Origin of the sequence: Variovorax sp. LjRoot84, assembly GCF_964254305.1 — a bacterium.
GTDB lineage: Bacteria > Pseudomonadota > Gammaproteobacteria > Burkholderiales > Burkholderiaceae_C > Variovorax.
In genome coordinates, this window is record NZ_CAXUTE020000001.1 from 2614010 (window position 1) to 2637598 (window position 23589).

At 67.3% G+C, this 23589-nt stretch carries 19 protein-coding genes and 2 tRNA genes; 11 read left to right on the forward strand and 10 right to left on the reverse strand.

What is annotated here, in order from left to right:
• Window positions 1–3: 3 nt before the first annotated feature.
• From ACSQ9I_RS13275 to mfd, 3 genes are all read right to left on the reverse strand, one after another.
• Window positions 4–975, reverse strand: a complete 972-nt coding sequence (locus tag ACSQ9I_RS13275; protein ID WP_436313455.1) for a Bug family tripartite tricarboxylate transporter substrate binding protein — start codon at window positions 973–975, stop codon at window positions 4–6.
• Between the two features lie 123 nt (window positions 976–1098).
• The gene (gene serB / locus ACSQ9I_RS13280) at window positions 1099–1812 is read right to left on the reverse strand and encodes a phosphoserine phosphatase SerB (RefSeq protein WP_436313456.1); all 714 of its coding nucleotides are present in this window, start codon (window positions 1810–1812) and stop codon (window positions 1099–1101) included.
• On the reverse strand, window positions 1809–5339 hold the full coding sequence (gene mfd, locus ACSQ9I_RS13285; RefSeq protein ID WP_436313457.1) for a transcription-repair coupling factor: 3531 nt from the start codon (window positions 5337–5339) through the stop codon (window positions 1809–1811). The genes serB and mfd overlap by 4 nt, the downstream gene beginning before the upstream one ends.
• A gap of 102 nt (window positions 5340–5441) precedes the next feature.
• Here mfd and ispD point away from each other — a divergent pair, with 102 nt between their 5' ends.
• Together ispD and ispF are read left to right on the forward strand one after the other, a co-directional pair.
• Window positions 5442–6155 carry a 2-C-methyl-D-erythritol 4-phosphate cytidylyltransferase gene (gene ispD / locus ACSQ9I_RS13290; protein ID WP_093109234.1) on the forward strand — a complete coding sequence of 238 codons (714 nt, stop codon included), beginning with the start codon at window positions 5442–5444 and terminating at the stop codon, window positions 6153–6155.
• On the forward strand, window positions 6152–6637 hold the full coding sequence (ispF, locus tag ACSQ9I_RS13295; protein ID WP_093109235.1) for a 2-C-methyl-D-erythritol 2,4-cyclodiphosphate synthase: 486 nt from the start codon (window positions 6152–6154) through the stop codon (window positions 6635–6637). Before ispD ends, ispF begins: the two co-directional genes overlap by 4 nt.
• On the opposite strand, the gene ACSQ9I_RS13300 is transcribed toward ispF, so the two are convergent.
• Both ACSQ9I_RS13300 and ompR read right to left on the reverse strand, forming a co-directional pair.
• The gene (locus ACSQ9I_RS13300; protein WP_093109265.1) at window positions 6628–8043 is read right to left on the reverse strand and encodes a sensor histidine kinase; all 1416 of its coding nucleotides are present in this window, start codon (window positions 8041–8043) and stop codon (window positions 6628–6630) included. The two genes, ispF and ACSQ9I_RS13300, sit on opposite strands and share 10 nt — an antisense overlap.
• An 82-nt stretch (window positions 8044–8125) precedes the next feature.
• Entirely contained in the window at window positions 8126–8857 is a 732-nt protein-coding gene (gene ompR, locus ACSQ9I_RS13305) for an osmolarity response regulator transcription factor OmpR (protein WP_028250078.1), read from the reverse strand.
• A 171-nt stretch (window positions 8858–9028) separates the two neighbouring features.
• Here ompR and ACSQ9I_RS13310 point away from each other — a divergent pair, with 171 nt between their 5' ends.
• Together ACSQ9I_RS13310 and ACSQ9I_RS13315 are read left to right on the forward strand one after the other, a co-directional pair.
• The gene (locus ACSQ9I_RS13310) at window positions 9029–9373 is read left to right on the forward strand and encodes a hypothetical protein (RefSeq protein WP_436313458.1); all 345 of its coding nucleotides are present in this window, start codon (window positions 9029–9031) and stop codon (window positions 9371–9373) included.
• Window positions 9374–9480: 107 nt separating this feature from the next.
• Window positions 9481–10149: an SIMPL domain-containing protein gene (locus ACSQ9I_RS13315; protein WP_093109266.1), complete on the forward strand. Its 669-nt coding sequence runs from the start codon at window positions 9481–9483 to the stop codon at window positions 10147–10149.
• Window positions 10150–10243: 94 nt separating this feature from the next.
• Here ACSQ9I_RS13315 and ACSQ9I_RS13320 read toward each other — a convergent pair whose 3' ends face one another.
• Window positions 10244–11014, reverse strand: a complete 771-nt coding sequence (locus ACSQ9I_RS13320) for a 3-hydroxybutyrate dehydrogenase (protein WP_093109237.1) — start codon at window positions 11012–11014, stop codon at window positions 10244–10246.
• A gap of 115 nt (window positions 11015–11129) precedes the next feature.
• Between ACSQ9I_RS13320 and ACSQ9I_RS13325 the strand changes: the two genes are divergently transcribed.
• The 5 genes from ACSQ9I_RS13325 to rimO all read left to right on the forward strand — a co-directional run bounded on the left by ACSQ9I_RS13325 (window position 11130) and on the right by rimO (window position 16115).
• Window positions 11130–13361, forward strand: coding sequence for a RelA/SpoT family protein (locus ACSQ9I_RS13325; protein WP_436292542.1), 2232 nt, complete (start codon window positions 11130–11132; stop codon window positions 13359–13361).
• A 51-nt stretch (window positions 13362–13412) separates the two neighbouring features.
• Window positions 13413–13489 (forward strand) — tRNA-Val (locus ACSQ9I_RS13330).
• A 179-nt stretch (window positions 13490–13668) separates the two neighbouring features.
• A complete protein-coding gene (locus tag ACSQ9I_RS13335; RefSeq protein ID WP_436313459.1) occupies window positions 13669–14037 on the forward strand; it encodes a hypothetical protein in 369 nt (122 codons plus the stop codon).
• Window positions 14038–14132: 95 nt separating this feature from the next.
• Window positions 14133–14669 (forward strand): polyhydroxyalkanoate synthesis repressor PhaR, encoded by a 537-nt coding sequence (gene phaR, locus ACSQ9I_RS13340; protein ID WP_244503952.1) that lies wholly within the window; start codon window positions 14133–14135, stop codon window positions 14667–14669.
• A 39-nt stretch (window positions 14670–14708) separates the two neighbouring features.
• Window positions 14709–16115, forward strand: coding sequence for a 30S ribosomal protein S12 methylthiotransferase RimO (rimO, locus tag ACSQ9I_RS13345; protein WP_436303853.1), 1407 nt, complete (start codon window positions 14709–14711; stop codon window positions 16113–16115).
• Window positions 16116–16197: 82 nt separating this feature from the next.
• Here the strand turns inward: rimO and ACSQ9I_RS13350 are convergent.
• Window positions 16198–16282, reverse strand: a tRNA-Leu gene (locus ACSQ9I_RS13350).
• Window positions 16283–16374: 92 nt separating this feature from the next.
• Here ACSQ9I_RS13350 and rnr point away from each other — a divergent pair.
• Together rnr and ACSQ9I_RS13360 are read left to right on the forward strand one after the other, a co-directional pair.
• Entirely contained in the window at window positions 16375–18630 is a 2256-nt protein-coding gene (gene rnr / locus ACSQ9I_RS13355) for a ribonuclease R (protein WP_170855681.1), read from the forward strand.
• Between the two features lie 13 nt (window positions 18631–18643).
• Window positions 18644–19405 (forward strand): SDR family oxidoreductase, encoded by a 762-nt coding sequence (locus ACSQ9I_RS13360; protein WP_436313460.1) that lies wholly within the window; start codon window positions 18644–18646, stop codon window positions 19403–19405.
• A 6-nt stretch (window positions 19406–19411) separates the two neighbouring features.
• On the opposite strand, the gene ACSQ9I_RS13365 is transcribed toward ACSQ9I_RS13360, so the two are convergent.
• The 3 genes from ACSQ9I_RS13365 to ACSQ9I_RS13375 are packed head-to-tail and all read right to left on the reverse strand — an operon-like array spanning window position 19412 to window position 23522.
• A complete protein-coding gene (locus ACSQ9I_RS13365; protein WP_436313461.1) occupies window positions 19412–20860 on the reverse strand; it encodes an NAD(P)H-hydrate dehydratase in 1449 nt (482 codons plus the stop codon).
• 19 nt (window positions 20861–20879) lie between these two features.
• Entirely contained in the window at window positions 20880–22136 is a 1257-nt protein-coding gene (locus ACSQ9I_RS13370; protein ID WP_093109244.1) for a D-amino acid dehydrogenase, read from the reverse strand.
• A 54-nt stretch (window positions 22137–22190) separates the two neighbouring features.
• Window positions 22191–23522, reverse strand: a complete 1332-nt coding sequence (locus ACSQ9I_RS13375) for an amidase (protein WP_436313462.1) — start codon at window positions 23520–23522, stop codon at window positions 22191–22193.
• Between the last annotated feature and the right edge of the window lie 67 nt (window positions 23523–23589).

Below are 23589 nucleotides of genomic sequence, written 5' to 3' on the forward strand. Positions count from 1 at the left end.
CGTCTATTTGGCGATGCCCACTGCCTTCATCGCGACGCCGAAGCTGGCGTCCTTCTCGGCCATGAACTTGCCGAATTCGCCCCGGTCGGCGTAGAGCGCGCCGAAGCCGCGCGAGGCGAGGAAGTCCTGGTAGCCCTTGCCGTCGAAGATCTTCTTGAGCGTTCCGGCCAGGCGGTCGGTCATGTCCTTGGGCAGCCCCTTGGGTGCCGCGATGCCGCGCCAGGCGCCAGCGTTCCACATCTTCCCTGAAGCGTCGGTGTAGAGCGGTACCTTGGGAAAGATGCCGTCGGGCTTGGAGCCCAGCAGGATCAGCGGCCGCACCTTGTCGGCGTCGATCAGCGAGCGCGCCTCGGGCAGCGAACACGACACCACGTCGACGCCGCCGGCCATCAGATCCTGCAGGCCCGGTGCGGCGCCCTGGCTGGGCACCCAGGCGATCGCATTGCCGGGCAGCTTGTTGTCGACCAGCCATTGCGCCAGGCCCAGATGCCAGATGCCGCCCTGGCCGGTGCCGCTGGCCTTCAGCTTGCCGGGGTTGGCACGCGCGGCATCGAGCAGTTCCTTGGCGCTCTTGATCGGCGAATCGGTGCGCACGAAGATCGCGTTGGCATCGAAGTTCATCAGCGCGAGCGGCGTGTAGTCGGCGCCCGAGAGCTGGGTCAGGCCCGCGTGATGCATCATGCCGATCTCGACCGTGATGATGCCCAGGGTGTAGCCGTCGGGCGCGGCCGAGGCGATCGCCTGGTGGCCGACCACGCCGCTGCCGCCGGTGCGGTTGACCACATTGATCGGCTGCTTGAGTTCCTTCTCGAGTTCGGCCGCGATGATGCGGGCCACGGCATCGGTGCCGCCGCCGGCGCCCCAAGGCACGATCAGCGTGATCGGGCGCTCGGGATAGGCTGCATGGGCGAGCCCGGGAAAAACCACGGTGGCAACGGCTGCACCCATGGCAGCGAGGGACTGGCGGCGCTTCATCTCGTCTCCTTCGTTGTTGGAAGGTCATTCAAGCACCCAAGGCGCCGGCCGCGAAACTGAAGATAACCCTAGGACATCGCAAGCCGCTTTTGCCGTAGGGGGAAACCGGTTTCGGGCAGCACCTCAGCGCAGCACTTCCAAGAGCCGGTCGAGCCCGCCGTCGTTGATGGCGACCATGGCCTGCTCGCGCACCTTGGGCTTGGCGTGATAGGCCACGGAAAGACCGGCCTCGGCCATCATCGGCAGGTCGTTGGCGCCGTCGCCCACGGCGATGGCCTCGCCCGGCGAGATGCCGAGCAGGGAGGCGACTTCGAGCAGCGTGCGGCGCTTCTCGGCGCCGTCGCAGATGTCGCCCCAGGACTGCATCACCACGCGACCGGTGAGCTTGCCGTCGGCCTCGTCGAGCAGGTTGGAACGCGCGAAGTCGATGCCCAGCCGGTCCTTCACGCGGTTGGCGAAGAAGGTGAAGCCGCCTGAGACCAGCAGCACCTTGAGGCCCGCCGCCTTGCAGGCTGCGACCAGCTCGGCTGCGCCGGGGTTGAGCTGCAGGCGCTGGTCGTACACCTGTTGCAGCGCATCGACCGGCACGCCTTGCAGCAGTGCGACGCGGCGACGCAGGCTCTCCTTGAAGTCCTTGATCTCGCCACGCATCGTGGCCTCGGTGATGGCCGCGACCTCGGCCTTCTTGCCCACCGCATCGGCGATCTCGTCGATGCACTCGATGTTGATCAGCGTCGAGTCCATGTCGAAGGCGATCAGCTTGAAGTCGGCCAGCGCGAGCGGCAGCGTGATGCCGCGCACGAGGAGGCCGGGGGAGATTTCCTTGATGGCGCTCATGCGACTGCCGCTTCCTGTTGTGTTTTGGGTTGTCCGAGGCTGCGCAGCACGTCGCGCACCATCTGAGCACGGTCCTTGGGCTCCTTGAGCTCGCGTTCGATGCGCAGCTTTTCGTTGCCTGCGAGCTTGATGTGCTTGTTCTTCTGGATCAGGGCGATGATGTTCATGGAGTCGACCGGCGGGTCCTTCTTGAAGGTGATGTGGATCACGCCCGGCGCGGCGTCGACCTTGACCACGCCGTAGGGCCGCGCCAGCACGCGCAGCCGGTGCACGTCGATCAGCGTCTGCGCCTGCGGCGGCAGTTTGCCGAAGCGGTCGACGATTTCTTCCAGCAGCGTGTCGATCTGGTCGGAGGTCTTCGCGGTCGCGAGCTTCTTGTAGAAGGATAGGCGCAGGTGGACGTCGCCGCAGTAGTCCTCGGGCAGCAGCGCGGGCGCATGCAGGTTGATCTCGGTGATCACCGACAGCGGCGCGAGCAGGTCGGGCTCCTGGCCGGCCTTGAGCGAGCGCACCGCCTCGGCCAGCATCTCGTTGTAGAGCTGGAAGCCGATCTCCATCATGTTGCCGCTCTGGTTCTCGCCCAGCACTTCGCCGGCACCGCGGATCTCGAGGTCGTGCATCGCGAGATAGAAGCCGGAGCCGAGCTCTTCCATCTGCTGGATGGCGTCGAGGCGCTGCGCCGCCTGCTTGGTCAGGCCCTCGGTGTCGGGCACCATCAGGTAGGCGTACGCCTGGTGGTGGCTGCGCCCGACCCGGCCGCGCAGCTGGTGCAGCTGGGCCAGGCCGAACTTGTCGGCGCGGCTCATCACGATGGTGTTGGCGCTCGGCACGTCGATGCCGGTCTCGATGATGGTCGAGCACAGGAGCAGGTTGTAGCGCTGGGCCACGAAGTCGCGCATCACGCGCTCCAGTTCGCGCTCGGGCATCTGGCCGTGGGCGACGGCGATGCGCGCCTCGGGCAGGATCTGTTCGAGCTTCTGGCGCCGGTTCTCGATGGTCTCGACCTCGTTGTGCAGGAAGTAGACCTGCCCGCCGCGCTTGAGCTCTCGCAGCACGGCCTCGCGGATCACGCCCGTGCCCTCGTTGCGAACGAAGGTCTTGATCGCGAGCCGCCGCTGCGGCGCGGTGGCGATCACGCTCAAGTCGCGCAGGCCCTCGAGCGCCATGCCCAGCGTGCGTGGGATCGGCGTGGCGGTGAGCGTGAGCACGTCGACCTCGGCGCGCATGGCCTTCATCGCCTCCTTGTGGCGCACGCCGAAGCGGTGTTCCTCGTCGATGATCAAGAGGCCCAGGTTCTTGAACTTGACCGATTGCGAGAGCAGCTTGTGCGTGCCGATCACGATGTCCACGCTGCCGTCGGCCAGGCCCTTGGCGGCCGCATTGATCTCCTTGGTCGAGCGGAAGCGGCTCATCTCGGCCACCTTGACCGGCCACTTGGCGAAGCGGTCCATCAGCGTCTGGTAGTGCTGCTCGGCGAGCAGCGTGGTGGGCGCGAGGAAGGCGACCTGCTTGCCGCCGGTGACCGCGATGAAGGCGGCGCGCAATGCGACCTCGGTCTTGCCGAAGCCGACGTCGCCGCAGACCAGCCGGTCCATCGGCTGCGGCGAGATCATGTCGTGGATGACCGCATGGATGGCGGCCTTCTGGTCGGCGGTTTCGTCGAAGCCGAAGTCGTTCGCGAACACCTCGTAGTCGGCGGCCGAGAAACGGAAGGCATGGCCTTCGCGCGCCGCACGGCGGGCGTAGATGTTGAGCAGCTCGGCGGCGGAGTCGCGCACCTGCTCGGCGGCCTTGCGCTTGGCCTTTTCCCATTGGCCGGAGCCCAGCTTGTGCAGCGGCGCTTCTTCCGCGCTGACGCCGGTGTAACGGCTGATCAGGTGCAGCTGCGAGACCGGCACGTAGAGCGTGGCCTTGTCGGCGTACTCCAGGTGCAGCATCTCCTGCAGCAGCGGCTTGCCGCCGGCGTCGGTGCCCTGGCCCAGGTCCATGTGCATCAGGCCGCGGTAGCGCCCGATGCCATGGGCCGAATGCACCACCGGGTCGCCGATCGCGAGCTCGCTCAGGTCCTTGATCAGCGCCTCGACGTCGCTGACCTGCTCCTGCTTCTTGTTGCGGCGACGGGTGGCCGGCGCGGTGGCGAAGAGCTCGGTCTCGGTGACGAAGTCGATGCCCTGTTCGCGCCAGGCGAAGCCGGCGACCAGCGCTCCGGTCGCGATGCCGATCTTCTCGTCGGGCGAGGATTCGAACTCGGCCAGTGAGTCGAAAGCGGGCGGGCTCACGCCGCTGGCGCGCAGGAAGTCGAGCAGGCTCTCGCGCCGGCCGTCGCTCTCGGCGATCAGCAGCACGCGGTGCGGCGTCGTGCGGATGTGCTCCTTGAGCTTGACCAGCGGGTCGTCGGCGCCGCGGACGACGGCGAAGGGCGGCAAGTGGTCGAATTCGACATAGTCCGTTCGGGCTGAGCTTGTCGAAGCCGGGGCGAGCCCTTCGACAAGCTCAGGGCGAACGGTGGTGGATCTGATCGCCAGCTGCGCCAGCGGTTTCGCCCGTTGATAGAACTGCTCCGCATTGAGGAACAGCGCCTCCGGTGGCAGCGCCGGCCGTTCCGGATCGCCGCGCACCAGCCGGTAGCGCTCGCCTGTGTCCTGCCAGAAATGCTGAAAGGCGGGTTCGAGTTCGCCGTGCAGCACCACCGTGGTGTCTGCGCCGAGGTAGTCGTACACCGTTGCCGTCTCTTCGAAAAAGAGCGGCAGGTAGTACTCGATGCCGGCAGTGGCGACGCCGTTGCCCATGTCCTTGTAGATGCGGCTGCGCGTCGGGTCGCCCTCGAGCAGTTCGCGCCAACGGCTGCGAAAGCGCGCGCGGGCATCGTCGTCCATCGGGAACTCGCGGCCCGGGAGCAGGCGCACCTCGGGCACCGGGTAGAGGCTGCGCTGGGTGTCGGGGTCGAAGTTGCGGATCGAGTCGATCTCGTCGTCGAACAGGTCGACGCGGAAGGGCATTGGCGAACCCATCGGGAACAGGTCGATCAGCCCGCCGCGCACCGCGTACTCGCCGGGGCTCACGACCTGCGTCACGTGGCTGTAGCCGGCCAGCGTGAGCTGGGCCTTGAGCTTGGACTCCTCGAGCTTCTGCCCGCTCTTGAAATGGAAGGTGTAGCCGGCCAGGAAGGCGGGCGGCGCCAGCCGGTAGAGCGCCGTGGTCGCGGGCACCAGCACCACGTCGGCCTCTTTCTGGCTGATGCGCCAGAGCGTGGCGAGCCGTTCGCTGATCAGGTCCTGGTGCGGCGAGAAGTTGTCGTAGGGCAGCGTCTCCCAGTCCGGGAAGAGGGCGCAGCGCAACTCGGGCGCGAAGAAGGCGATTTCGTCGATCAGCCGCTGCGCGTCGTTTGCGTCGGCGGTGAAGACGGCGGTGGCGCGGCCTGCCGCCTTCTCGCGTTCGGCCAGTTGTGCCAGCAGCAGCGCATCGGCCGACAGCGGGGGGCGCGGCAGCGTGAAGCGCTTGCCTGCGATGAGTTGGGGGAGGTCCATGAAGTGTTGGAGAAATGCAGAACACCCCGCGCCGGCCGGCGAGGGGTGTGAAGGCCGATTCTAGAATGGCTGCCTTTTTGCCGTTGCAGGTTGCCGGACCCCATGATCGCTTCCCGTCTTTTCGTGTTGATCCCCTGTGCGGGCTCCGGCAGCCGTGCGGGCGGCACGGGCCCCAAGCAGTACCAGCGCATCGCCGGCCGGCCGATGGTGCGCCACACCCTCGATGCCTTCCGCGCGCTTGCGGGGCGCTTTGCGGGCATTGCGCTGGTGGTGTCGCCCGAAGATCGCGAGGTTTCTGCGGCGCTGCCGCGTTTCCCGGCCGAGGGAGAACATCTGCTGCATGTGGGCGGCGCGACACGCGCCGCCACCGTGCGCAATGGCCTCATGGCCTTGCGCCAGCTCGGCGCCGGCCCGCACGACTGGGTGTTGGTGCACGATGCCGCGCGCTGTCTGGTCACGCCGACGCAGATCGAGGCCCTGATTGCGGCCTGCGAACACGACGCCGTCGGTGGCCTGCTGGCGCACCGCCTGCCGGACACGCTCAAGGTCGCTTCGCCCGAGGGCCGCGTGGCGAGCACCCTGACCCGCGCCGACAAGTGGCTGGCCCAGACGCCGCAGATGTTCCGCATCGGCATGCTGCTCGATGCGCTGGAGCGCGCCGGCGATGCGGTGACCGACGAGGCCGGCGCCATCGAGGCGGTCGGGCTCACGCCGCTCCTCGTGCCGGGCAGCGCGCAGAATTTCAAGCTGACCTATGCCGAGGACTTCGCGCTGGCCGAGGCGCTTCTGCACAGCCGGCGCTCCGTAAAACCATGACTGCTTTCAATGTTCGCGTCGGCGAGGGCTGGGACGTCCACCAGCTGGTGGCAGGCCGCAAGCTGATCCTGGGCGGCGTCGAGGTACCCCACAGCACCGGCCTGCTCGGCCATTCGGATGCCGACGTGCTGCTGCACGCGATCACCGATGCGCTGCTCGGCGCGGCTGGGCTCGGCGACATCGGCCGGCACTTTCCCGACACCGATCCGCAGTTCCGCGGCGCCGATTCCGCCACGCTGCTGGCCGAGGCCGCGCGCCGCGTGCGTGCGGCGGGCTGGCAGATCGGCAACGTCGACAGCACCGTGATCGCGCAGGCGCCCAAGCTCGCGCCGCACATCCCGGCCATGTGCGCGCGCATCGCCGCCGCGCTCGAGATCTCGGTCGACCAGGTCAATGTCAAGGCGAAGACCGCCGAGAAGCTCGGGCCGGTGGGCGAAGGCCGGGCGATGGAAGCGCGCGCCGTCGCGCTGCTTCACCGCTGAGGGTTGTTGGCCGCGGCCGAGGCTTCGGGCTTGACCGCAGCGGCTCGCGGCATGCGGATGTGGGCCGCGAGGCCGCGGCCCGGCGTGCTGGTCAGCGCGAAGGTACCGCCCATGCGCTCGATGTTTTTTGTCACGATCGACAGGCCCAGTCCGGCGCCCGCAGCCGAGGTGCGTGCCACGTCGCCGCGGAAGAAGGGCTTGCTCAGCTGCGACAGCAGGGCGGGCGCGACGCCGGCGCCGTGGTCGCGCACCTTGATGAGCACGGCGTCGTTGTGCGCTTGCGCCTGGATCGCGACATCGGCGACGCCGGTGGACGGTGTCTTGCCGTAGCGCCGCGCGTTCTCGATCAGGTTCGAGATCACGCGCTGGAGCTCGACCTCGTCGGCCATCACGCGCAGGTCGGCCGGCACGTCCACCGTGATGCGGATGTCCTCGTGGTCCTGCACCGCGTAGGTACAGGCATCGATCACGTCGCGCAGCAGCACCGGCTTGAAGTCGACGTGGTCGGGGCGCGCGTAGTCGAGGAACTTGTCGATGATGGCATCGAGCTGCGCGATGTCGGCCGCCATGTGGTCGCGCGCGTCCTCGTCGGTCACGCTCATCTCGGTTTCGAGCCGAAGGCGCGCCAGGGGCGTGCGCAGGTCGTGCGAGATGCCGGCCAGCATCACGGCGCGGTCCTGCTCGATCTTGGCGAGCTGGTCGGCCATGCGGTTGAAGCCGACGTTGACCGCCCGGATTTCGTTGGTGCGCGCGCGTTCGTCGAGCCGGTGCGCCTCGTATTCGCCCTCGCGCACCTGCATCGTGGCTCGCGACAGCTGCTTGAGCGGCAGGTTGATGAGGCGCGTGATCAGCGCCGCGCCGGCCAGCGACAGCATCATCGTCGTGACCAGCCAGACCAGCCAGGTGCGCCCGCCCAGCCGCGTGAAGCGCGTGGGATCGAGCAGCAGCCAGTACATGTCGCTCTCGATGGTGAAGCCGATCCAGAGGCCGGGCTCGTCGTTGACGCGGCTGGCCACCGTCGTGCCTTCGCCGAGCCGGTCGATCAGCTCTTCGGTCACGCGCTGGTCGAGCGCGCCGGTGGTGTAGGGGACGAAACGGTCGTTCGGCTCGCGCGGCAGGATGCGCACGCCTTCCTGGTCGGCCAGGGTCTTGATCAGCGACACGCGCGTGATGGCGTCGGAATACACCAGCGCCGCCCGCGTCAGGTTCACCAGCGAGGCGATCTGGTGCGCGGTCTGGATGGCGCGCGGCTCGTACTCGAGCGCGCGGAAGGTCTGCAGCCAGGCGACCGTGCAGCCGATCAGGAGCAGCACCAGCAGGAAGAAGGTGCGCCAGAAGAGGCTGAGGCCGAGCTGCAGCCTGGGGCGGCGCCTGGACTGGCCAAGGCCCTCCAGCGGGCTCGGCAAGGTGACCTGGGGACCGTCTTCGCCGAAAGGGCTCGGCTGTGTCGTCTTGGGGCCGATGGTGGCGGCCACGAGCGTCAGCGCTTCAGGTCGTGCCGTCCGGCACGAACACGTAGCCGACGCCCCATACCGTCTGGATGTAGCGCGGCGCCGCGGCATCGGATTCGACCAGCTTGCGCAGGCGCGAGATCTGCACGTCCAGGCTGCGGTCGAAGGGTTCGAACTCGCGGCCGCGCGCCAGCTGGGCCAGTTTTTCGCGCGACAGCGGCTGCCGCGGATGCCGCACCAGCGCCTTGAGCATGGCGAACTCGCCGGTGGTCAGCGAGAGTTCCTCGCCGTCCTTCTTGAGCGTGCGCGAGCCGAGGTCGAAGCTGAAGGGGCCGAAATTCACGGTTTCGTTGTCGGTCGAGGGCGCGCCAGGCGCCTCGAGCGGCGGCCGGCGGCGCAGCACCGCATGCACACGTGCCAGCAGTTCGCGCGGATTGAAGGGCTTGCCGAGGTAGTCGTCGGCGCCGACCTCGAGGCCGACGATGCGGTCCACGTCCTCGCCCTTGGCGGTCAGCATGATGATCGGGGTGCGGTCGTTGGCGGCGCGAAGGCGGCGGCAGACCGAGAGGCCGTCCTCGCCGGGCATCATCAGATCGAGCACGATCAGGTCGACCGTGTCGCGCAAAAGTATGCGGTTGAGGGCCTTGCCGTCTTCCGCAACGATGACTTCGAAACCCTCCTGGGTCAGGTAGCGGCGCAGCAGGTCGCGGATGCGGGCGTCGTCGTCGACGATGACGATCTTGTCTGTGCGGGCGGGAGCTTGATTCATTTCTACAACGCTGAATTTGTAACAACGCCAATTCTGAAGCCGTTGAGACCCCATTGAGCCGCTTTTCACAATGCTTTGACACTAAGTTACAAAACTTGCGGGCGCTCGCCTTCCAGATATCTATGCCATGCCCGGCGGTGGCACAGTGACTTTGGTCCCCGACTCAGCATCATGAAATCGACTGTTCTCCCGTTGTCTGTCTTGCTCGCCTGCCTTTCGGTTCCCGCCACGGCCGAACCCTGGGGATTCCTGCGGGTGAGCGACCTGCGGCGCAACGAGGTGCGTGATGCGGTGGAGGCTCACCGGGCCGCCAAGCGCGAGGAGGTGCGGCGTCAGGAAGCGGCGGCCGGACGCCGCCTGACCGCCGCCGAACTGGCCGAGTTGCGGCAGCAAGTGCGCCAGCAATGGACGCCGCGACAGGAGATCGTCCACTCGGCAGAATCGCAGCCGGCTGAGCGGATGGCGCCCACGCCCTCGTCGGCCGGCAGGGTGGCGCCGCGCAGCCAGCGCCCGTGAGCGGCGCCCCTCGGGGGCACGACGCTTTTTCTCTTTTTCTCCACTCGGGTTTTCTTGCTTTGAACAATAAGAATGTCAGACGGATCGCGGCCTGTGCCGTGTTGATCATGAATGCCGGCGCCGCCTTGGCCCAGAGCGCGCCCTGGGCGCCGCCGCAGAACGTGCTGCAGCTGTCGGCCACGGGAACGGTCGAAGTGCAGCAGGACCTGCTGAGCATGACGCTCAGCACCACGCGCGATGCGGCCGACGCCGCAACGGTGCAGGCACAGCTGAAGACTGCGCTCGACGCGGCGCTGGCGGAGGCGCGCAAGAATGCGCAACCCGGCCAGCTCGATGTGCGTACCGGCAATTTCAGCCTCGTGCCGCGCTACACGCGCGACGGCAAGATCACCGGCTGGCAGGGCACCACCGAGCTGGTGCTGGAAGGCAAGGACTTTCCGCGCATCACGCAGACCGCGGGTCGCGTCTCCACGCTCACGGTGGGCGGCATCGGTTTCGGCCTGAGCCGCGAGCAGCGCGCCAAGGTGGAGGCCGAGGCGCAAACGATCGCGATCGAGAACTTCAAGCAGAAGGCCGGCGAGCTGGCCAAGGGCTTCGGCTTCGGCGGCTACACCTTGCGCGAAGTGTCGGTCAACGCCAATCAGGGCGGGCCGATCCGGCCGCGCATGATGGCCGTGGAGGCTTCGTCGAAGATGAACTACGACGCGGCGGTGCCGGTCGAGGCCGGCAAGACCAGCGTCGTCGTCAACGTTTCGGGCTCGGTGCAGTTGAAATAGTCGGCCGCCGCCGGGCCGCCCCAAGGCGGCCGAGCCTCCCCTCGGGGGGGTGGAGTTACACGCAGCGAAGCGAAGTAAAAAGCCGGGGGCTGTGCTACTGCGCGGTCCAGCCGCCGTCGACTTGCCACGCGACGCCGCGCACCTGGTCGGCAGCGGGCGAGCAAAGAAATACCGCGAGCCCGCCCAGTTGTTCCACCGTGGTGAACTGCAGCGAAGGCTGCTTTTCGCCCAGCAGATCGTTCTGCGCCTGCGTGACCGAAATGCCTTCGCGCGCAGAACGGTCGTCGATCTGCTTCTGAACCAGCGGCGTCAGCACCCAGCCCGGGCAGATCGCATTGCTCGTGATGCCGGTGGTCGCGGTTTCGAGCGCCACGGCCTTGGTGAGGCCGACGATGCCGTGCTTGGCGGCCACGTATGCGGATTTCTGGGCCGAGGCCACGAGGCCGTGCGCCGAGGCGATGTTGATGATGCGGCCCCAGTTGGCTTCGCGCATGGCGGGCACGGCGAGGCGGGTGGTGTGGAAGGCGCTTGTAAGGTTGATCGCGATCACGGCATCCCAGCGCTCCACCGGGAAGTCCTCGACCTTCGCGACATGCTGGATGCCGGCGTTATTGACGAGGATGTCGACGCGACCGAACTTTTCAGCCGCGAACTTCATCATCTCTTCGATCTGTGCCGGCTGGCTCATGTCGGCGCCGTGATAGTCGACCCTCACGCCGAGCGCTTCGACCTCGGCCTTGGGCTTGTCGGCATCGCCGAAACCGTTGAGCACGATGTTGGCGCCCTGTTGCGCCAGCGCCTTCGCGATACCGAGGCCGATGCCACTGGTGGACCCCGTGACAAGCGCGGTTTTGCCTTTGAGCATGATGGTCAATCTCCGGATGAATTAGGATGCAACGAGACAATTATCTTCATCGCGACTTCTTCTGTTTCATGACCGAGCCTGCTCTCCAATACGCTGCCCGGGAGGGAGCGACCGAGTGAAGCGCGAACAGCCCAATCTCTCGTTGTCCGGCTCCGCGGTGGTCGACTATCCGCTGTCGGCAGCGACGGCCGATCGCACGCCGGTGGTCGAGAACATGCTCGCGCGCGCACGCGCCTTCGCCGAGCCGCTGATTGCCGACGAAACGCTGGACACCGGCGAGAACACGCTCGCGCATGCCGATGCGGTGGCCGCGATCGTCGCGGCCATGGGCGGATCGGAGGCGATGCAGGCGGCCAGCTACCTGGTCTACTCGTGCCAGCACCTGAACCGGCCGCAGGAAGTGATCGCCAAGGTGTTCGGGGACAACTTCGCGGCGCTCGCGGTGGAAACCACCAAGCTCGTGCATGTGCAGAAGCAGGCGCGTTCGGCGACGGCCAGCGCGCACCTGGCGGATGGCGCGGGCACGCAGACGGAGAACGTGCGCAAGATGCTGCTTGCGTTCTCTCGTGATCTGCGGGTCGTGATGCTGCGGCTGGCTTCGCGCCTGCAGACGCTGCGCCACGCGGCTTCAGTCAAGCAGCCCGTGCCGGAAGGCGTGGCGCGCGAATCCCTGCAGGTATTCGCGCCGCTCGCGAACCGGCTCGGCATCTGGCAGGTCAAGTGGGAGATCGAGGACCTGTCCTTCCGTTTTCTCGAGCCCGAGACCTACAAGGTCATCGCGCGGCTGCTCGACGAGAAGCGCGTCGAGCGCGAAGGCTACGTCGAACAGTTGCGTGCGCGCCTCGAACGGGAGCTGGCCGAGGAGGGCGTCAAGGCGACCGTGCAGGGCCGGCCGAAGAACATCTACAGCATCGTGAAGAAGATGCGCGGCAAGTCGCTCGACTTCGCGCAGGTCTTCGACATCATGGCGCTGCGCGTGGTGGTGGCGGACGTCAAGGATTGCTATGCGGCGCTGGCCTGGGTGCATTCGCACTTCCAGCCGATCGACGAGGAGTTCGACGACTACATCGCGCGGCCCAAGCCCAACGGCTACCAGTCGCTGCACACGGTGGTGCGCGAAGTGGTCGACGGCCAGGCCGGCAAGCCGATCGAGATCCAGATCCGCACCGAGGAGATGCACGACCACGCCGAGCACGGCGTGGCTGCGCACTGGGCCTACAAGGAAGCGGGCCACAAGGGCTATGCCGGCGTCTGGGCGAGCGGCGAGTACGACGCCAAGATCGCGGTGCTGCGCCAACTGCTGGCCTGGGAGCGCGACCTGTCCGGTGGCTCGCAGGGGCAGGGCCTGTTCGACGACCGCATCTACGTGCTGACGCCCGACGCGGCGATCGTCGAATTGCCACAGGGCGCGACAGCGGTCGACTTCGCCTACACGGTGCACACGAGCCTGGGCCACCGCTGCCGCGGCGCGCGCGTCGACGGCGCGATGGTGCCGCTCAACACGCCGCTGCAGAACGGGCAGACGGTGGAGATCATCGCGGCCAAGGAAGGCGGCCCCTCGCGCGACTGGCTCAATGCGGAGCTGGGCTACCTCGCGAGCCATCGCGCACGCGCAAAGGTGCGAGCCTGGTTCAACGCGCAGATCACGCACGAGACGGTGGCGCGCGGCCGCGAGGCGGTCGAGAAGGTGCTGCAGCGCGAAGGCAAGACCGCGCTGAAGCTCGACGACCTCGCTTCGCAGCTGGGCTTCAAGTCGGCCGACAACCTGTTCGAAGTGGTGGGCAAGGACGAGTTCTCGCTGCGCAACATCGAGATGCTGCTGCGTCCTCCGGAGCCCGCGCCCGGTCCGGACGACGGCGTGATCATCAAGAAGGCACGCGCCGGTGGCAACGCGGGCAAGGGCGGCGTGCTGGTGGTCGGCGTCTCCTCGCTGATGACGCAGCTTGCCAAGTGCTGCAAGCCGGCGCCGCCCGATGCGATCCGCGGCTTCGTGACTCGAGGCCACGGCGTCAGCATCCACCGTGCGGACTGCAGCAGCTTCCGCATGATGGCCATGCGCGATGCCGAGCGCGTGATCGACGTCGAGTGGGGCGAGCAGAAGGCCGATGCGGGCTCGGTCTACGCGGTCGACGTGGCGGTCGAAGCCGCTGATCGCCAGGGCTTGCTGCGCGATATTTCCGATGTGTTCGCGCGCGAGAAGATGAACGTGATCGGCGTGCAGACCCAGTCCGTCAAGGGCACCGCATGGATGACTTTCACGATCGAGATCGCCGATGCCGCGCGGCTCGCACAGGTGCTCAACGTGGTGGCCGCGGTGGCCGGTGTGCGTTCTGCCCGTCGTCGCTGAAAAAAGCGGCCTCGCGGCCTGCTACAATCTCGGCTTCTCGGACACATCCTTAGGCGCGTAGCTCAGCTGGTTAGAGCACCACCTTGACATGGTGGGGGTCGTTGGTTCGAGTCCAATCGCGCCTACCAATTTTTTCCTGATCGCAGCATCCGCTCAACCAACGGTTGCCTGCGCTTTCAGGTCTCGCATCCCCCGGTTTCCTGCGTCCTCAACACAAGGCCTACTGCCTTCGTCGACTGGCGGATACGCCGTCAGTTGTGGTAACTTGGCCGTCCGCCATCTCCAAAGCACTTGACTCAGGGAACCGATGAACACGCCAGCGGCTGAGAGCGACCCGGCACTCGAGGAGCTTCGTCTCGCCGCCCTGTTGCGGCAGGCTCCGCTCGAATTCGCACGCGTGGTCTACGGACTCAATGATCGCGCCAACGGCCGGGCCGGCACCATGGCTGCGGAAGACGTTGCGCGCACGGTGCGGCAGGGCGCTCCTGTCACGCGGGAGCGTGCCGAACAGCGGGCCCGAGGCTATCTGCCGCTGGGCGGCCAGGAGCATTGCCCGCGTTGCTGGGTTTTCAACGGCGTCAAGAGCCCCTTGCACTTTCGCGAAAGTAACGAAGAGCGCCCCGAATCGGCCGTCTGCAAGGTGTGCGGCGCGGAATACACCACTTCGCTGGACTGACGCTCCCGTCAGGGTAAACCTTGGCGCGGTGCAGCAAAACCGCTCCCTAGAATTTGTTCGCGCGCCCCTGGCGTGAAAACTTGAAGGAGTCCGTAGTGCAGAGCAAGAAATCCGCCGGTGCCAAACCGGTACAGCGGGTGATTAAGAAGTATCCGAACCGAAGGCTCTACGACACGGAAACCTCCACCTACATCACGCTCGCCGAAGTCAAGCAACTGGTGATGGACAAGGCGCCCTTCGTGGTGCGCGACGCCAAGAGCGGCGACGACCTCACGCGCAGCATCCTCTTGCAGATCATTCTCGAAGAAGAGGCCGGCGGCGCGCCGATGTTCACCGAACAGGTGCTGGCCACCATCATCCGCTTCTACGGCCAGGCCATGCAGAGCTACATGGGTCCCTATCTCGAGAAGAACATCCAGGCCATGACGGAGGTGCAGGCGCAATTGGCCGAAAAGGCGCAGAACCTGACGCCCGAGATGTGGGCCCGGTTCATGACCATGCAGTCCCCGATGCTGCAGGGCCTGATGGGCAGTTACGTCGAACAATCGAAGCACGTGTTCCTGCAGATGCAGGACCAGATGCAGAAGAACACGGAGCAGGTTCTGGGCGCCTTTGGCATCAAGCGGCCCTAGATCGGGCGCGGAGCCCGATAGCTGGGACAATAGGGGGATATGAGCGAAGTTGCCTCCCCTGAACGAATTGCCGCGCCGGCCGCCCCCAAAGTTGGCTTCGTGAGCCTCGGCTGCCCCAAGGCGCTGACCGATTCCGAACTGATCCTCACCCAACTGAGCGCCGAGGGCTATCAGACCTCCAAGACTTTCGAGGGCGCCGACCTCGTGATCGTCAACACCTGCGGCTTCATCGACGACGCGGTCAAGGAGAGCCTCGACACCATCGGCGAGGCGCTGGCCGGCAACGGCCGCGTGATCGTGACGGGATGCCTGGGCGCCAAGACGGGCGAGGAGGGCGGCAACCTGGTGCGCCAGATGCATCCCAGTGTGCTGGCCGTCACCGGCCCGCATGCGACGCAGGAGGTGATGGATGCGGTGCACGCGAATCTGCCGAAGCCGCACGACCCCTTTGTCGACTTGGTGCCGCAGGCCTTTGGCATCGCAGGGCTGAAGCTGACGCCGAGGCACTATGCATACCTGAAGATCAGCGAGGGCTGCAATCACCGCTGTACCTTCTGCATCATTCCCTCGATGCGCGGCGATCTCGTCTCGCGGCCGGTCGGCGACGTGTTGGGCGAAGCCAAGGCGTTGTTCGAAGGCGGCGTCAAGGAACTGCTGGTGATCAGCCAGGACACCTCGGCCTATGGCGTGGACGTGAAGTACCGTACCGGCTTCTGGGACGGCAAGCCGGTCAAGACGCGCATGCTCGAACTGGTGCGTACCTTGGGCGAAATCGCCGAGCCCTATGGCGCCTGGGTGCGGCTGCACTATGTGTATCCGTATCCCAGCGTCGACGAAGTCATCCCGCTGATGGCGAGCGGCCAGGTGCTGCCCTACCTCGACGTGCCGCTGCAGCACAGCCATCCCGACGTGCTCAAGCGCATGAAGCGGCCTGCGAGCGGCGAGAAGAACCTGGAGCGCATCGCGCGCTGGCGCGAGGTGTGTCCCGAGCTCGTGATCCGCAGCACCTTCATCGCGGGCTTTCCCGGCGAGACGGAAAAGGAGTTCGAGCACCTGCTCGCCTTCATCCGCGAGGCGGAGATCGACCGCGCCGGCTGCTTTGCCTACAGCCCGGTGCAGGGCGCAGCCGCCAACGAGATTCCGGGCATGCTGCCCGAGGCCGAGCGCGAGGCACGGCGTGCACGCTTCATGGAAGTGGCCGAAGCGGTGTCGATCGCGAAGCTGCAAAGGCGCATCGGCGCGACGATGCAGGTGCTGGTGGATTCGGCGCCCGGCATGGGGCGCAAAGGTGGCGTGGGTCGGAGCTACGCCGACGCGCCCGAGATCGACGGCATCGTGCGGCTGCTGCCGCCCGAGAAGATCAGCAAGACCTTGAAGGTCGGCGAATTCACCCGGGCCCGCATCGTCGGCGCCGAGGGCCACGACCTGATCGCGCTGCCTGTCTAATAGATGCCGCAGACGGACAAGAAAAAAGCCACCGGAAACCGGTGGCTTGAATCGAGGAACCCCGAGAGGGATTATCTAAACTTGGTGCCCAGAAGAGGACTCGAACCTCCACGATGTTACTCGCTAGTACCTGAAACTAGTGCGTCTACCAATTCCGCCATCTGGGCCCACATGCTGCTTGGGAACTAGTCCTTCGCAACAGGTTTTGAATTTCAGGAAAGAGAGAGATCATATCAAAAATTTAAGCCACCCCAGCGGACTGCTGGACGAGGTTGAAGGCACGGTGCAAGGCCATCGCGATGGACACGGTTTTGTGCAGCGCGACGACGGCGAAGCCGACATCTATCTGCCCCCCAACGAGATGCGCGCGGTGCTGCACAAGGACCGCGTCAAGGCGCGCGTCGTGCGCCAGGACCGCCGCGGTCGTCCCGAGGGGCGCGTGGTCGAGATCATCGAGCGGCCCGAGCAGCCGATCATCGGGCGCCTGCTGCATGAAGGCGGCATCTGGCTCGTCGCGCCGGAAGACAAGCGCTACGGCCAGGACGTTCTGATTCCCAAGGGCGCCACCGGCACGGCCAAGGTCGGCCAGGTGGTTGTCGTGCAACTGACCGAGCCGCCGGCGTTGTTCGGCCAACCCGTCGGCCGCGTGAAGGAAGTGCTGGGCGAGATCGACGACCCCGGCATGGAGATCGAGATCGCGGTGCGCAAGTACGGCGTGCCGCACGAGTTTTCCGAAGCCTGCCTGGCCGAAGCCAAGGCGTTGCCCGACAAGGTGCGAGCGGCCGACAAGAAGGGCCGCATCGACCTGACCGACGTGCCCCTGGTCACCATCGACGGCGAGGATGCGCGCGACTTCGACGATGCGGTGTACTGCGAGCCGGCCAAGGTGGGCCGCGGCAAGGGCTGGCGCCTGCTGGTCGCGATCGCCGATGTCAGTTCCTATGTGCAGACCGGCTCCGCGATCGACATCGATGCCTACGACCGCGCCACCAGCGTCTACTTCCCGCGCCGCGTGATCCCGATGCTGCCCGAGAAGCTGTCGAACGGGCTGTGCTCGCTCAACCCCGAGGTCGAGCGCCTGTGCATGGTCTGCGACATGCTGGTCGCGGCCGACGGCGAGATCTACGCCTATCAGTTCTACCCGGCGGTGATGTGGAGCCATGCGCGCTTCACCTACACCGAGGTGGCCGCCATCCTCGGCAACACGCGCGGCCCGGAAGCGGCGAAGCGCAAGGATCGGGTGAAGGACCTGCTGAACCTGCACGACGTCTATCGCGCGCTGCTCAACCAGCGTTCGAAGCGCGGCGCGGTCGACTTCGAGACCACCGAGACGCAGATCATTTGCGACGATGCCGGCCGCATCGAGAAGATCGTGCCGCGCACGCGCAACGAAGCGCACCGCCTGATCGAGGAGGCCATGCTGGCCGCCAATGTCTGCAGCGCGGACTTCATCGCCGAAGGCAAGCATCCGGGCCTGTACCGCGTGCACGAAGGACCGACCCCCGAGAAGAAGGAGATCCTGCGCGGCTACCTGAAGGCGATGGGCGTCGGGCTTTCGATCACGGACGATCCGAAGCCCGGCGAGTTCCAGGCCATCGCCGAGGCGACGAAGGAGCGTCCTGACGCGCAGCAGATCCACACCATGCTGCTGCGTTCGATGCAGCAGGCCATCTACACGCCAATCAACAGCGGCCATTTCGGTTTGGCCTACGAGGCCTACACGCACTTCACGAGCCCGATCCGGCGTTATCCCGATCTGCTGGTGCATCGCGTGATCAAGGCCATCCTCGGCAAGACCAAGTACCAGCTGCCGATGCTGCCGACGCCGGGCGAGGCGCATGCCAAGCTCGCCAAGCGGCTGGCGTTGCGCGTGAAGGCGCCCACGGCCAAACCGCAGAAGGCCACTGTGGCGCCCAGCAAGGAGGTGTTGGCGTGGGAAGCTGCGGGCCTGCACTGCAGCGCCAACGAGCGGCGCGCCGACGAAGCCAGCCGCGACGTGGAAGCCTGGCTCAAGTGCAAGTACATGCGCGAACACCTCGGCGAGGAATACGGCGGCGTGGTCACGGCGGCCACCACCTTCGGCATCTTCGTCACGCTCGACGCAATGTACGTCGAAGGCCTGGTTCACATCACCGAACTCGGCGGCGAATACTTCAAGTTCGACGAGCAGCGGCAGGAATTGCGCGGCGAGCGCACGGGCATCCGCTATGCGATCGGCACGCGGGTGCGGGTGCAGGTGAGCCGCGTCGATCTCGACGGCCGCAAGATCGATTTCCGCCTGGTGCGCGAAGGCGAGGAGTTGGGCACGCGTGCCATGAAGGACAAGGGCGTCGCCACCGGCGGCGTGCCGGCCAAGGCATCGGCCAAGCGCAGTGCGCGCAGCAAGAAGCCCGAGGCCGCCGTCGAACGCGGCGACCGGGTCGCTGCAGCCGCGCCGCAATCGGCCATGCAGGCCTTCCGGTCGGCCGTCAAGAAGGCGGCCAACAAGATGAAAGGGCGCAAGCCGCGCCGCTGAAGGAGAAACGAAGATGAGCACAGAGAAGAAGAACCGCATCGCGGTCGTCACGGGCGCAGGCACCGGCATCGGCCGCGCCGCCGCACTCGCGTTGCTGGCCGACGGCTGGAGCGTGGTGCTGGCCGGCCGCCGGCTCGAGCCGCTTGAGGAAGTGGCCGATGCTTCTGGCGCCGGCGCGCGCGCGTTCCCGGTGCCTACCGACGTGGCCAATCCGGAGTCGGTGCAGGCCTTGTTCGCTGCCGCGGTGGAGCGCTTCGGCCGCGTCGACCTGCTGTTCAACAACGCGGGCGTCGGCAATCCGCCCGGCCCCTTCGAGGACTGGACGCCGGAGCAGTGGCGAGGCGTGGTCGACATCAACCTGAATGGGATGTTCTATTGCATCCAGCAGGCCTTCCGCACGATGAAGGCACAGACGCCGCGGGGCGGCCGCATCATCAACAACGGCTCGATCTCCGCCACCTCGCCGCGGCCCAACTCGATCGCCTATACCGCGACCAAGCACGCGGTGGAAGGCCTCACCAAGACGGCATCGCTCGACGGGCGCAAGCACGACATCGCGGTCGGACAGATCGATGTCGGCAATGCGCTGACAGAGCTGGCCGCGCGCATGGCCAAGGGCGTTCCGCAGGCCAACGGCGAGATCGCGATCGAGCCGGTGATGGACGTGTCCATCGTCGGCCAGTCGGTGCTCTACATGGCGAACCTGCCCTTGGAGGCCAACGTGCTGTTCCACACGGTGATGGCTACCAAGATGCCCTTCGTGGGGCGCGGATAGACGCGCTCAACCGCGCGCCAGTGCGCTGGCGGTGAGGGGGCTTTCGGCAGGCCATCGATCGGCGATGTGGCCGTGCCGCCATACCGCCTCGCAGGCCGCGGCCATCGTCGGCCGACCGGCAGCCAGCGCGGCGCCGATCATGCCCGCCAGCACGTCGCCCGTGCCCGCGGTGGCGAGCCGGGCATTGCCGGTGGTGTTGATCACGGGCGTGATGCCCGCTGCGGCCACGATGGTGCCCGAGCCCTTGAGGACGACCGTCGCGCCGAAGCGCTCCACGAGCCGATGCGCTGCACGCAGTCGGTCGCTTTGCACCTCGATCGCGTTCACATTCAACAGTCGCGCGGCCTCCAGGGGATGCGGCGTGAGCACCGTCGCACGGGCTGCCTGCGTGCGTGCAACGAGCAGGGTCTGCAAGGCGTCTTCGACTGCGATGGCATTGAGCGCGTCGGCATCGAGCACCAGCGCATGGGCCGTCTCCATCACTCGCGCTAGAAGATCGCGTACCGCCGAGCCGCCGCCGCAGCCGCAAACGACCGTCATGGCGCTCAGATCCAGCGCTTCAGGACGCCGGAACATCAGCTCGGGCTGCACGGCGTCGAGCATGGCGAGCTGGGTGTCGAGTGGGGCGACGAACACGCGTCCGGCGCCGGCGTTCAAGGCTGCGGACGCCGCCAGCAGTGCGGCACCGGCCATGCCGGGCGCGCCGCCGATCACCGCCACGTCGCCGTAGCTTCCCTTGTGTGAAGCGTGCCGTCGCGGCTGTTCGGGCGGCGCGCCGGCCAAGCGGGCGGTGGCGCGCTCGGCAGCCGGCGCGATGCCCAGGTCGTCGAACCACACATCGCCGGCTGCATCGCGACCCTGGGCCGTGAAGGGGCCGGGCTTGAGCGTCAGCAGGCTCAGGCAGGCGCGCCGGACGGCAGTGGAAGGCACGGGGAAATCCATCGACAGCATGCCGGTGTCTGCATTCAGGCCCGAGGGCGTATCGACGCTGAGCACGGCCGCGGGGCCGGTGTGCATGCGCCGCAGCCAGTCGGCCATCAAGCCTTTGGGCGGGCGCGCGGCCCCGATCCCCAGCAGCGCATCGATGGCGAGCTCGGCGTGCTGCGGCGGCGCATCCGCGAAGCGCACGCCGGCATCGCGCGCACGTTGCAGCGAAGCGCGCGCGTCGGCCGGCAGCCGGCTGTCGTCCCCGATCCGTGTAACGACCGCCGTGAAGCCGCGTTGCTGCAGCTGCGCTGCCGCTTCGAAGCCATCGCCGCCGTTGTTGCCAGGCCCGCAGGCGACCCAGATCGTGCGCGCGTGGGGCGCCATCGCCATGGCCAGGCGTGCGACCGCCAACCCCGCGCGCTGCATCAGCGTGTGCGGCGGCAGCACAGCCGCGGCCGCTTGTTCGATCCGGCGCGAGGCGGCGACGTCGAACAGGTCGGCGGTGGTGGCGGCGGTAATGCGCTGCATGGCCGTGGACGCTTCGCCTTCAGTGTTGCAGCAGGCGTTCGATTCCCAAGCCTTCGAGGTCGACACCAGCGTCCCGGCCGCCCATCATGTCCGCCAGAACGCGCGCGCTGCCGCACGACAAGGCCCAGCCGCTCGAACCATGGCCGAGATTGAGCCACACGCCGGGTATACCGCTCGGGCCGATGATGGGCGGACCGTCCGGCAGCATCGGCCGTGCCCCTTTCCATTGCTGGACGCCGGCCTGCAGGGTGACGGCACCCGGAAACCAGTCCTGCAGCACCTTGTAGAGCGTCTGCAGTGCGGTGGGGTGCATCGCGTCGAGCGAACCGCCGAGTTCGGCGCTTCCGGCCACCCGCACGCGCAGGCCGAGGCGGGAGATCGCCACCTTGTAGCGCTCGTCCATCACGGCGCTGCGCGGAGCGTTGAGCGGTTCGCGGATGTTGGCGCTGATCGAATGGCCGTAGACCGGCGCGAGCGGAATGCGCAGGCCCAGCGGCCGCAGCAGGTTGGCCGAAGCCACGCCGGCGCACACCACGACCGCGTCGAAGCGATGGCCCTCCGAGCCGCTCGCCAGCGAGAGCTCGGTCGGCGCCGCGCGCTTCAGCGGCGCGAGGTCGCAGTTGAAATGAAACTGGGCGCCCAGCGCCTCGGCCTCCCACTTGAGCAGCAGTGCGAACTGCCGGCAATTGGCGACCTCGTCCTCGGGCAGGTGAATGGCGCCGGCGAGCGGGGTGTCGGCGCTGAGCGCGGGCTCGATCTTGCGGGCCTCGTCCGCATCCACCTCGCGGAAGCTGCTGCCCGCCGCGCGCAGCACCTCCAGGCCGGCCTGCACGAGCTTCTTCTCGCGCTTGGAACGCAGCAGCACCAGGTAGCCGTCGGCGCGCTCGTAGCTGAGCTCGCGGGCCTCGGTGATCTCGTGCAGCCGCGTGCGACTGTAGAAGGCCAGGCGCTGCATGCGCGCGCGGTTGCTCAAGTAGGTTTCGAGCTTGCAGGCGCGCTGCCAGTGCGCCATCCAGGACAGGTCGCGCCGCGACAGCGGCCAGCGCAGCTTGATGGCGCCGTGCGTGGAGAGCAGCGAGCGAAGCACCTTGCCGCGCATGCCCGGGCCGGCCCAGGGCGTGACATAGCCGGGTGCGACTACGCCGGCATTGGCAAAACTGGATTCCTCCGCGGCGGCGCCGCGGCGCTCGAACACGACCACTTCGTGCCCGTCCGACGCCAGCTCCCAGGCTGTGGTGACGCCGATGATTCCGGCGCCCACGATCGCGATTTTCATTCGATTCTTTGCGGTGAAGTATGTGCCGGTGCCTGCCTGCGAGGCGCGCGGCCGCTAGTGCTGCTGTTGTAACTCGCGTTCGGTCTGCAACGCGATCGCGAGCAGCGCGTCGTCGTGTAGGGCGCCATGCCAAAGCATGAGGCCGACGGGCAGTTCGCCCTCGACGTGGCAAGGCAGCGAGATCGCGCAGCCGTCGAGCATGTTGACGACCGACGGGTTGCGCAGCAGCAGCGCGTTGATGCGGAAAAAGGCCTCGTCGCGTTCTTCGCCGGGCGCCACGCTGGCGATGGCCGGCGCGGTGATCGGCACGGTGGGCGAGAGCAGTGCGTCGAAGGGCGCGAGCGCCCGTTCCATGCGGGCGATCCAGTCCCGGCGCGCGTGGACCAGGTCGATGTACTCGTGCGCCTTCATGGTCGCGCCCTTGAGGATGCGCTGCGCCACCCGAGGGTCGTAGCCGGCGCCGCTGCGCTCCAGCAGCAGGCGGTGCCAGGCATAGGCTTCGGCCGCAGAGAAGCCACCGGTGGCGTTGATCGAGCGCAGATCGGCCAGTTCGGGCAGCGCGATCTCGTCGATGCGGGCGCCGGCTGCGCGCAGCGTCCGGAGCGTCCGTTCGAAGGCGCTTGCCACCGCGGGCTCGATCTCGTCGAAGAAGAGATCCTTGACCACCGCCAGCCGGTAGGCGGACAGCGGTGCCGTGCCGGCGGTGACGCGCCGGGCGGCGAGGATCTCATGCGCGGTGATCGCATCTCGCACCGAGCGCGTCATGGCGCAGACGGTGTCGAGCGTGGTCGACAGCGGCAGGGCGCCGTCTGCCGGCACCAGCCGCGCCGTATTCTTGAAACCGACGATGCCGTTGAGCGCGGCCGGGATGCGGATCGAGCCGCCGGTGTCGGAGCCCAGCCCGATGAAGACCGCGCCGCTCGCCACCGAAACCGCCGCTCCCGAGGACGAGCCGCCTGGAATACGCGGCGTGGCGGCATCGCTCGCGTTGGCGGGCGTGCCATGGTGCGGATTGATGCCCACGCCCGAGAAGGCGAACTCGGTCATGTTGGTTCGGCCGACGAGTGCGCCGCCGGCGGCGCGCAGGCGCGCGACTGCGGGGGCATCCGCCTTGGCTGCCACCGCATGGGACAGCACGATCGAGCCGGCCGGCGTCGGCTGGCCAGCCAGGTCGAACAAGTCCTTGACGGAAAAGGCCAGGCCGGCCAGGCGTTGCTGCGGGCTCGCGGACGCGGCGGCGTGGCGCGCCTCGTCGAACAGGGTGCGCGTGAAAACGTGCCGGCAGCCCGGAGACTGGGCCTGCGCAATCGAATGCTCCATTTCGGTGCGCGCATCGGAAGCGCCCGCCAGCAGGGCGAGGCGGGTGGCGTGCAGGTCAGGGCGCATGGGTGAGGGTGGCTACAGAGAGAGGGCGATGGGGAGGTGCGTGCTATACTCTTTGGGTTTCGCCATG

Coding starts and splice junctions, on each gene's coding strand:
- ACSQ9I_RS13275 (WP_436313455.1), bottom strand. CDS start 975: ATGAAGCGCCGCCAGTCCCTCGCTGCCATGGGTGCAGCCGTTGCCACC.
- serB (WP_436313456.1), bottom strand. CDS start 1,812: ATGAGCGCCATCAAGGAAATCTCCCCCGGCCTCCTCGTGCGCGGCATC.
- mfd (WP_436313457.1), bottom strand. CDS start 5,339: ATGGACCTCCCCCAACTCATCGCAGGCAAGCGCTTCACGCTGCCGCGC.
- ispD (WP_093109234.1), top strand. CDS start 5,442: ATGATCGCTTCCCGTCTTTTCGTGTTGATCCCCTGTGCGGGCTCCGGC.
- ispF (WP_093109235.1), top strand. CDS start 6,152: ATGACTGCTTTCAATGTTCGCGTCGGCGAGGGCTGGGACGTCCACCAG.
- ompR (WP_028250078.1), bottom strand. CDS start 8,857: ATGAATCAAGCTCCCGCCCGCACAGACAAGATCGTCATCGTCGACGAC.
- ACSQ9I_RS13310 (WP_436313458.1), top strand. CDS start 9,029: ATGAAATCGACTGTTCTCCCGTTGTCTGTCTTGCTCGCCTGCCTTTCG.
- ACSQ9I_RS13315 (WP_093109266.1), top strand. CDS start 9,481: ATGAATGCCGGCGCCGCCTTGGCCCAGAGCGCGCCCTGGGCGCCGCCG.
- ACSQ9I_RS13320 (WP_093109237.1), bottom strand. CDS start 11,014: ATGCTCAAAGGCAAAACCGCGCTTGTCACGGGGTCCACCAGTGGCATC.
- ACSQ9I_RS13335 (WP_436313459.1), top strand. CDS start 13,669: ATGAACACGCCAGCGGCTGAGAGCGACCCGGCACTCGAGGAGCTTCGT.
- rimO (WP_436303853.1), top strand. CDS start 14,709: ATGAGCGAAGTTGCCTCCCCTGAACGAATTGCCGCGCCGGCCGCCCCC.
- ACSQ9I_RS13360 (WP_436313460.1), top strand. CDS start 18,644: ATGAGCACAGAGAAGAAGAACCGCATCGCGGTCGTCACGGGCGCAGGC.
- ACSQ9I_RS13365 (WP_436313461.1), bottom strand. CDS start 20,860: ATGCAGCGCATTACCGCCGCCACCACCGCCGACCTGTTCGACGTCGCC.
- ACSQ9I_RS13370 (WP_093109244.1), bottom strand. CDS start 22,136: ATGAAAATCGCGATCGTGGGCGCCGGAATCATCGGCGTCACCACAGCC.
- ACSQ9I_RS13375 (WP_436313462.1), bottom strand. CDS start 23,522: ATGCGCCCTGACCTGCACGCCACCCGCCTCGCCCTGCTGGCGGGCGCT.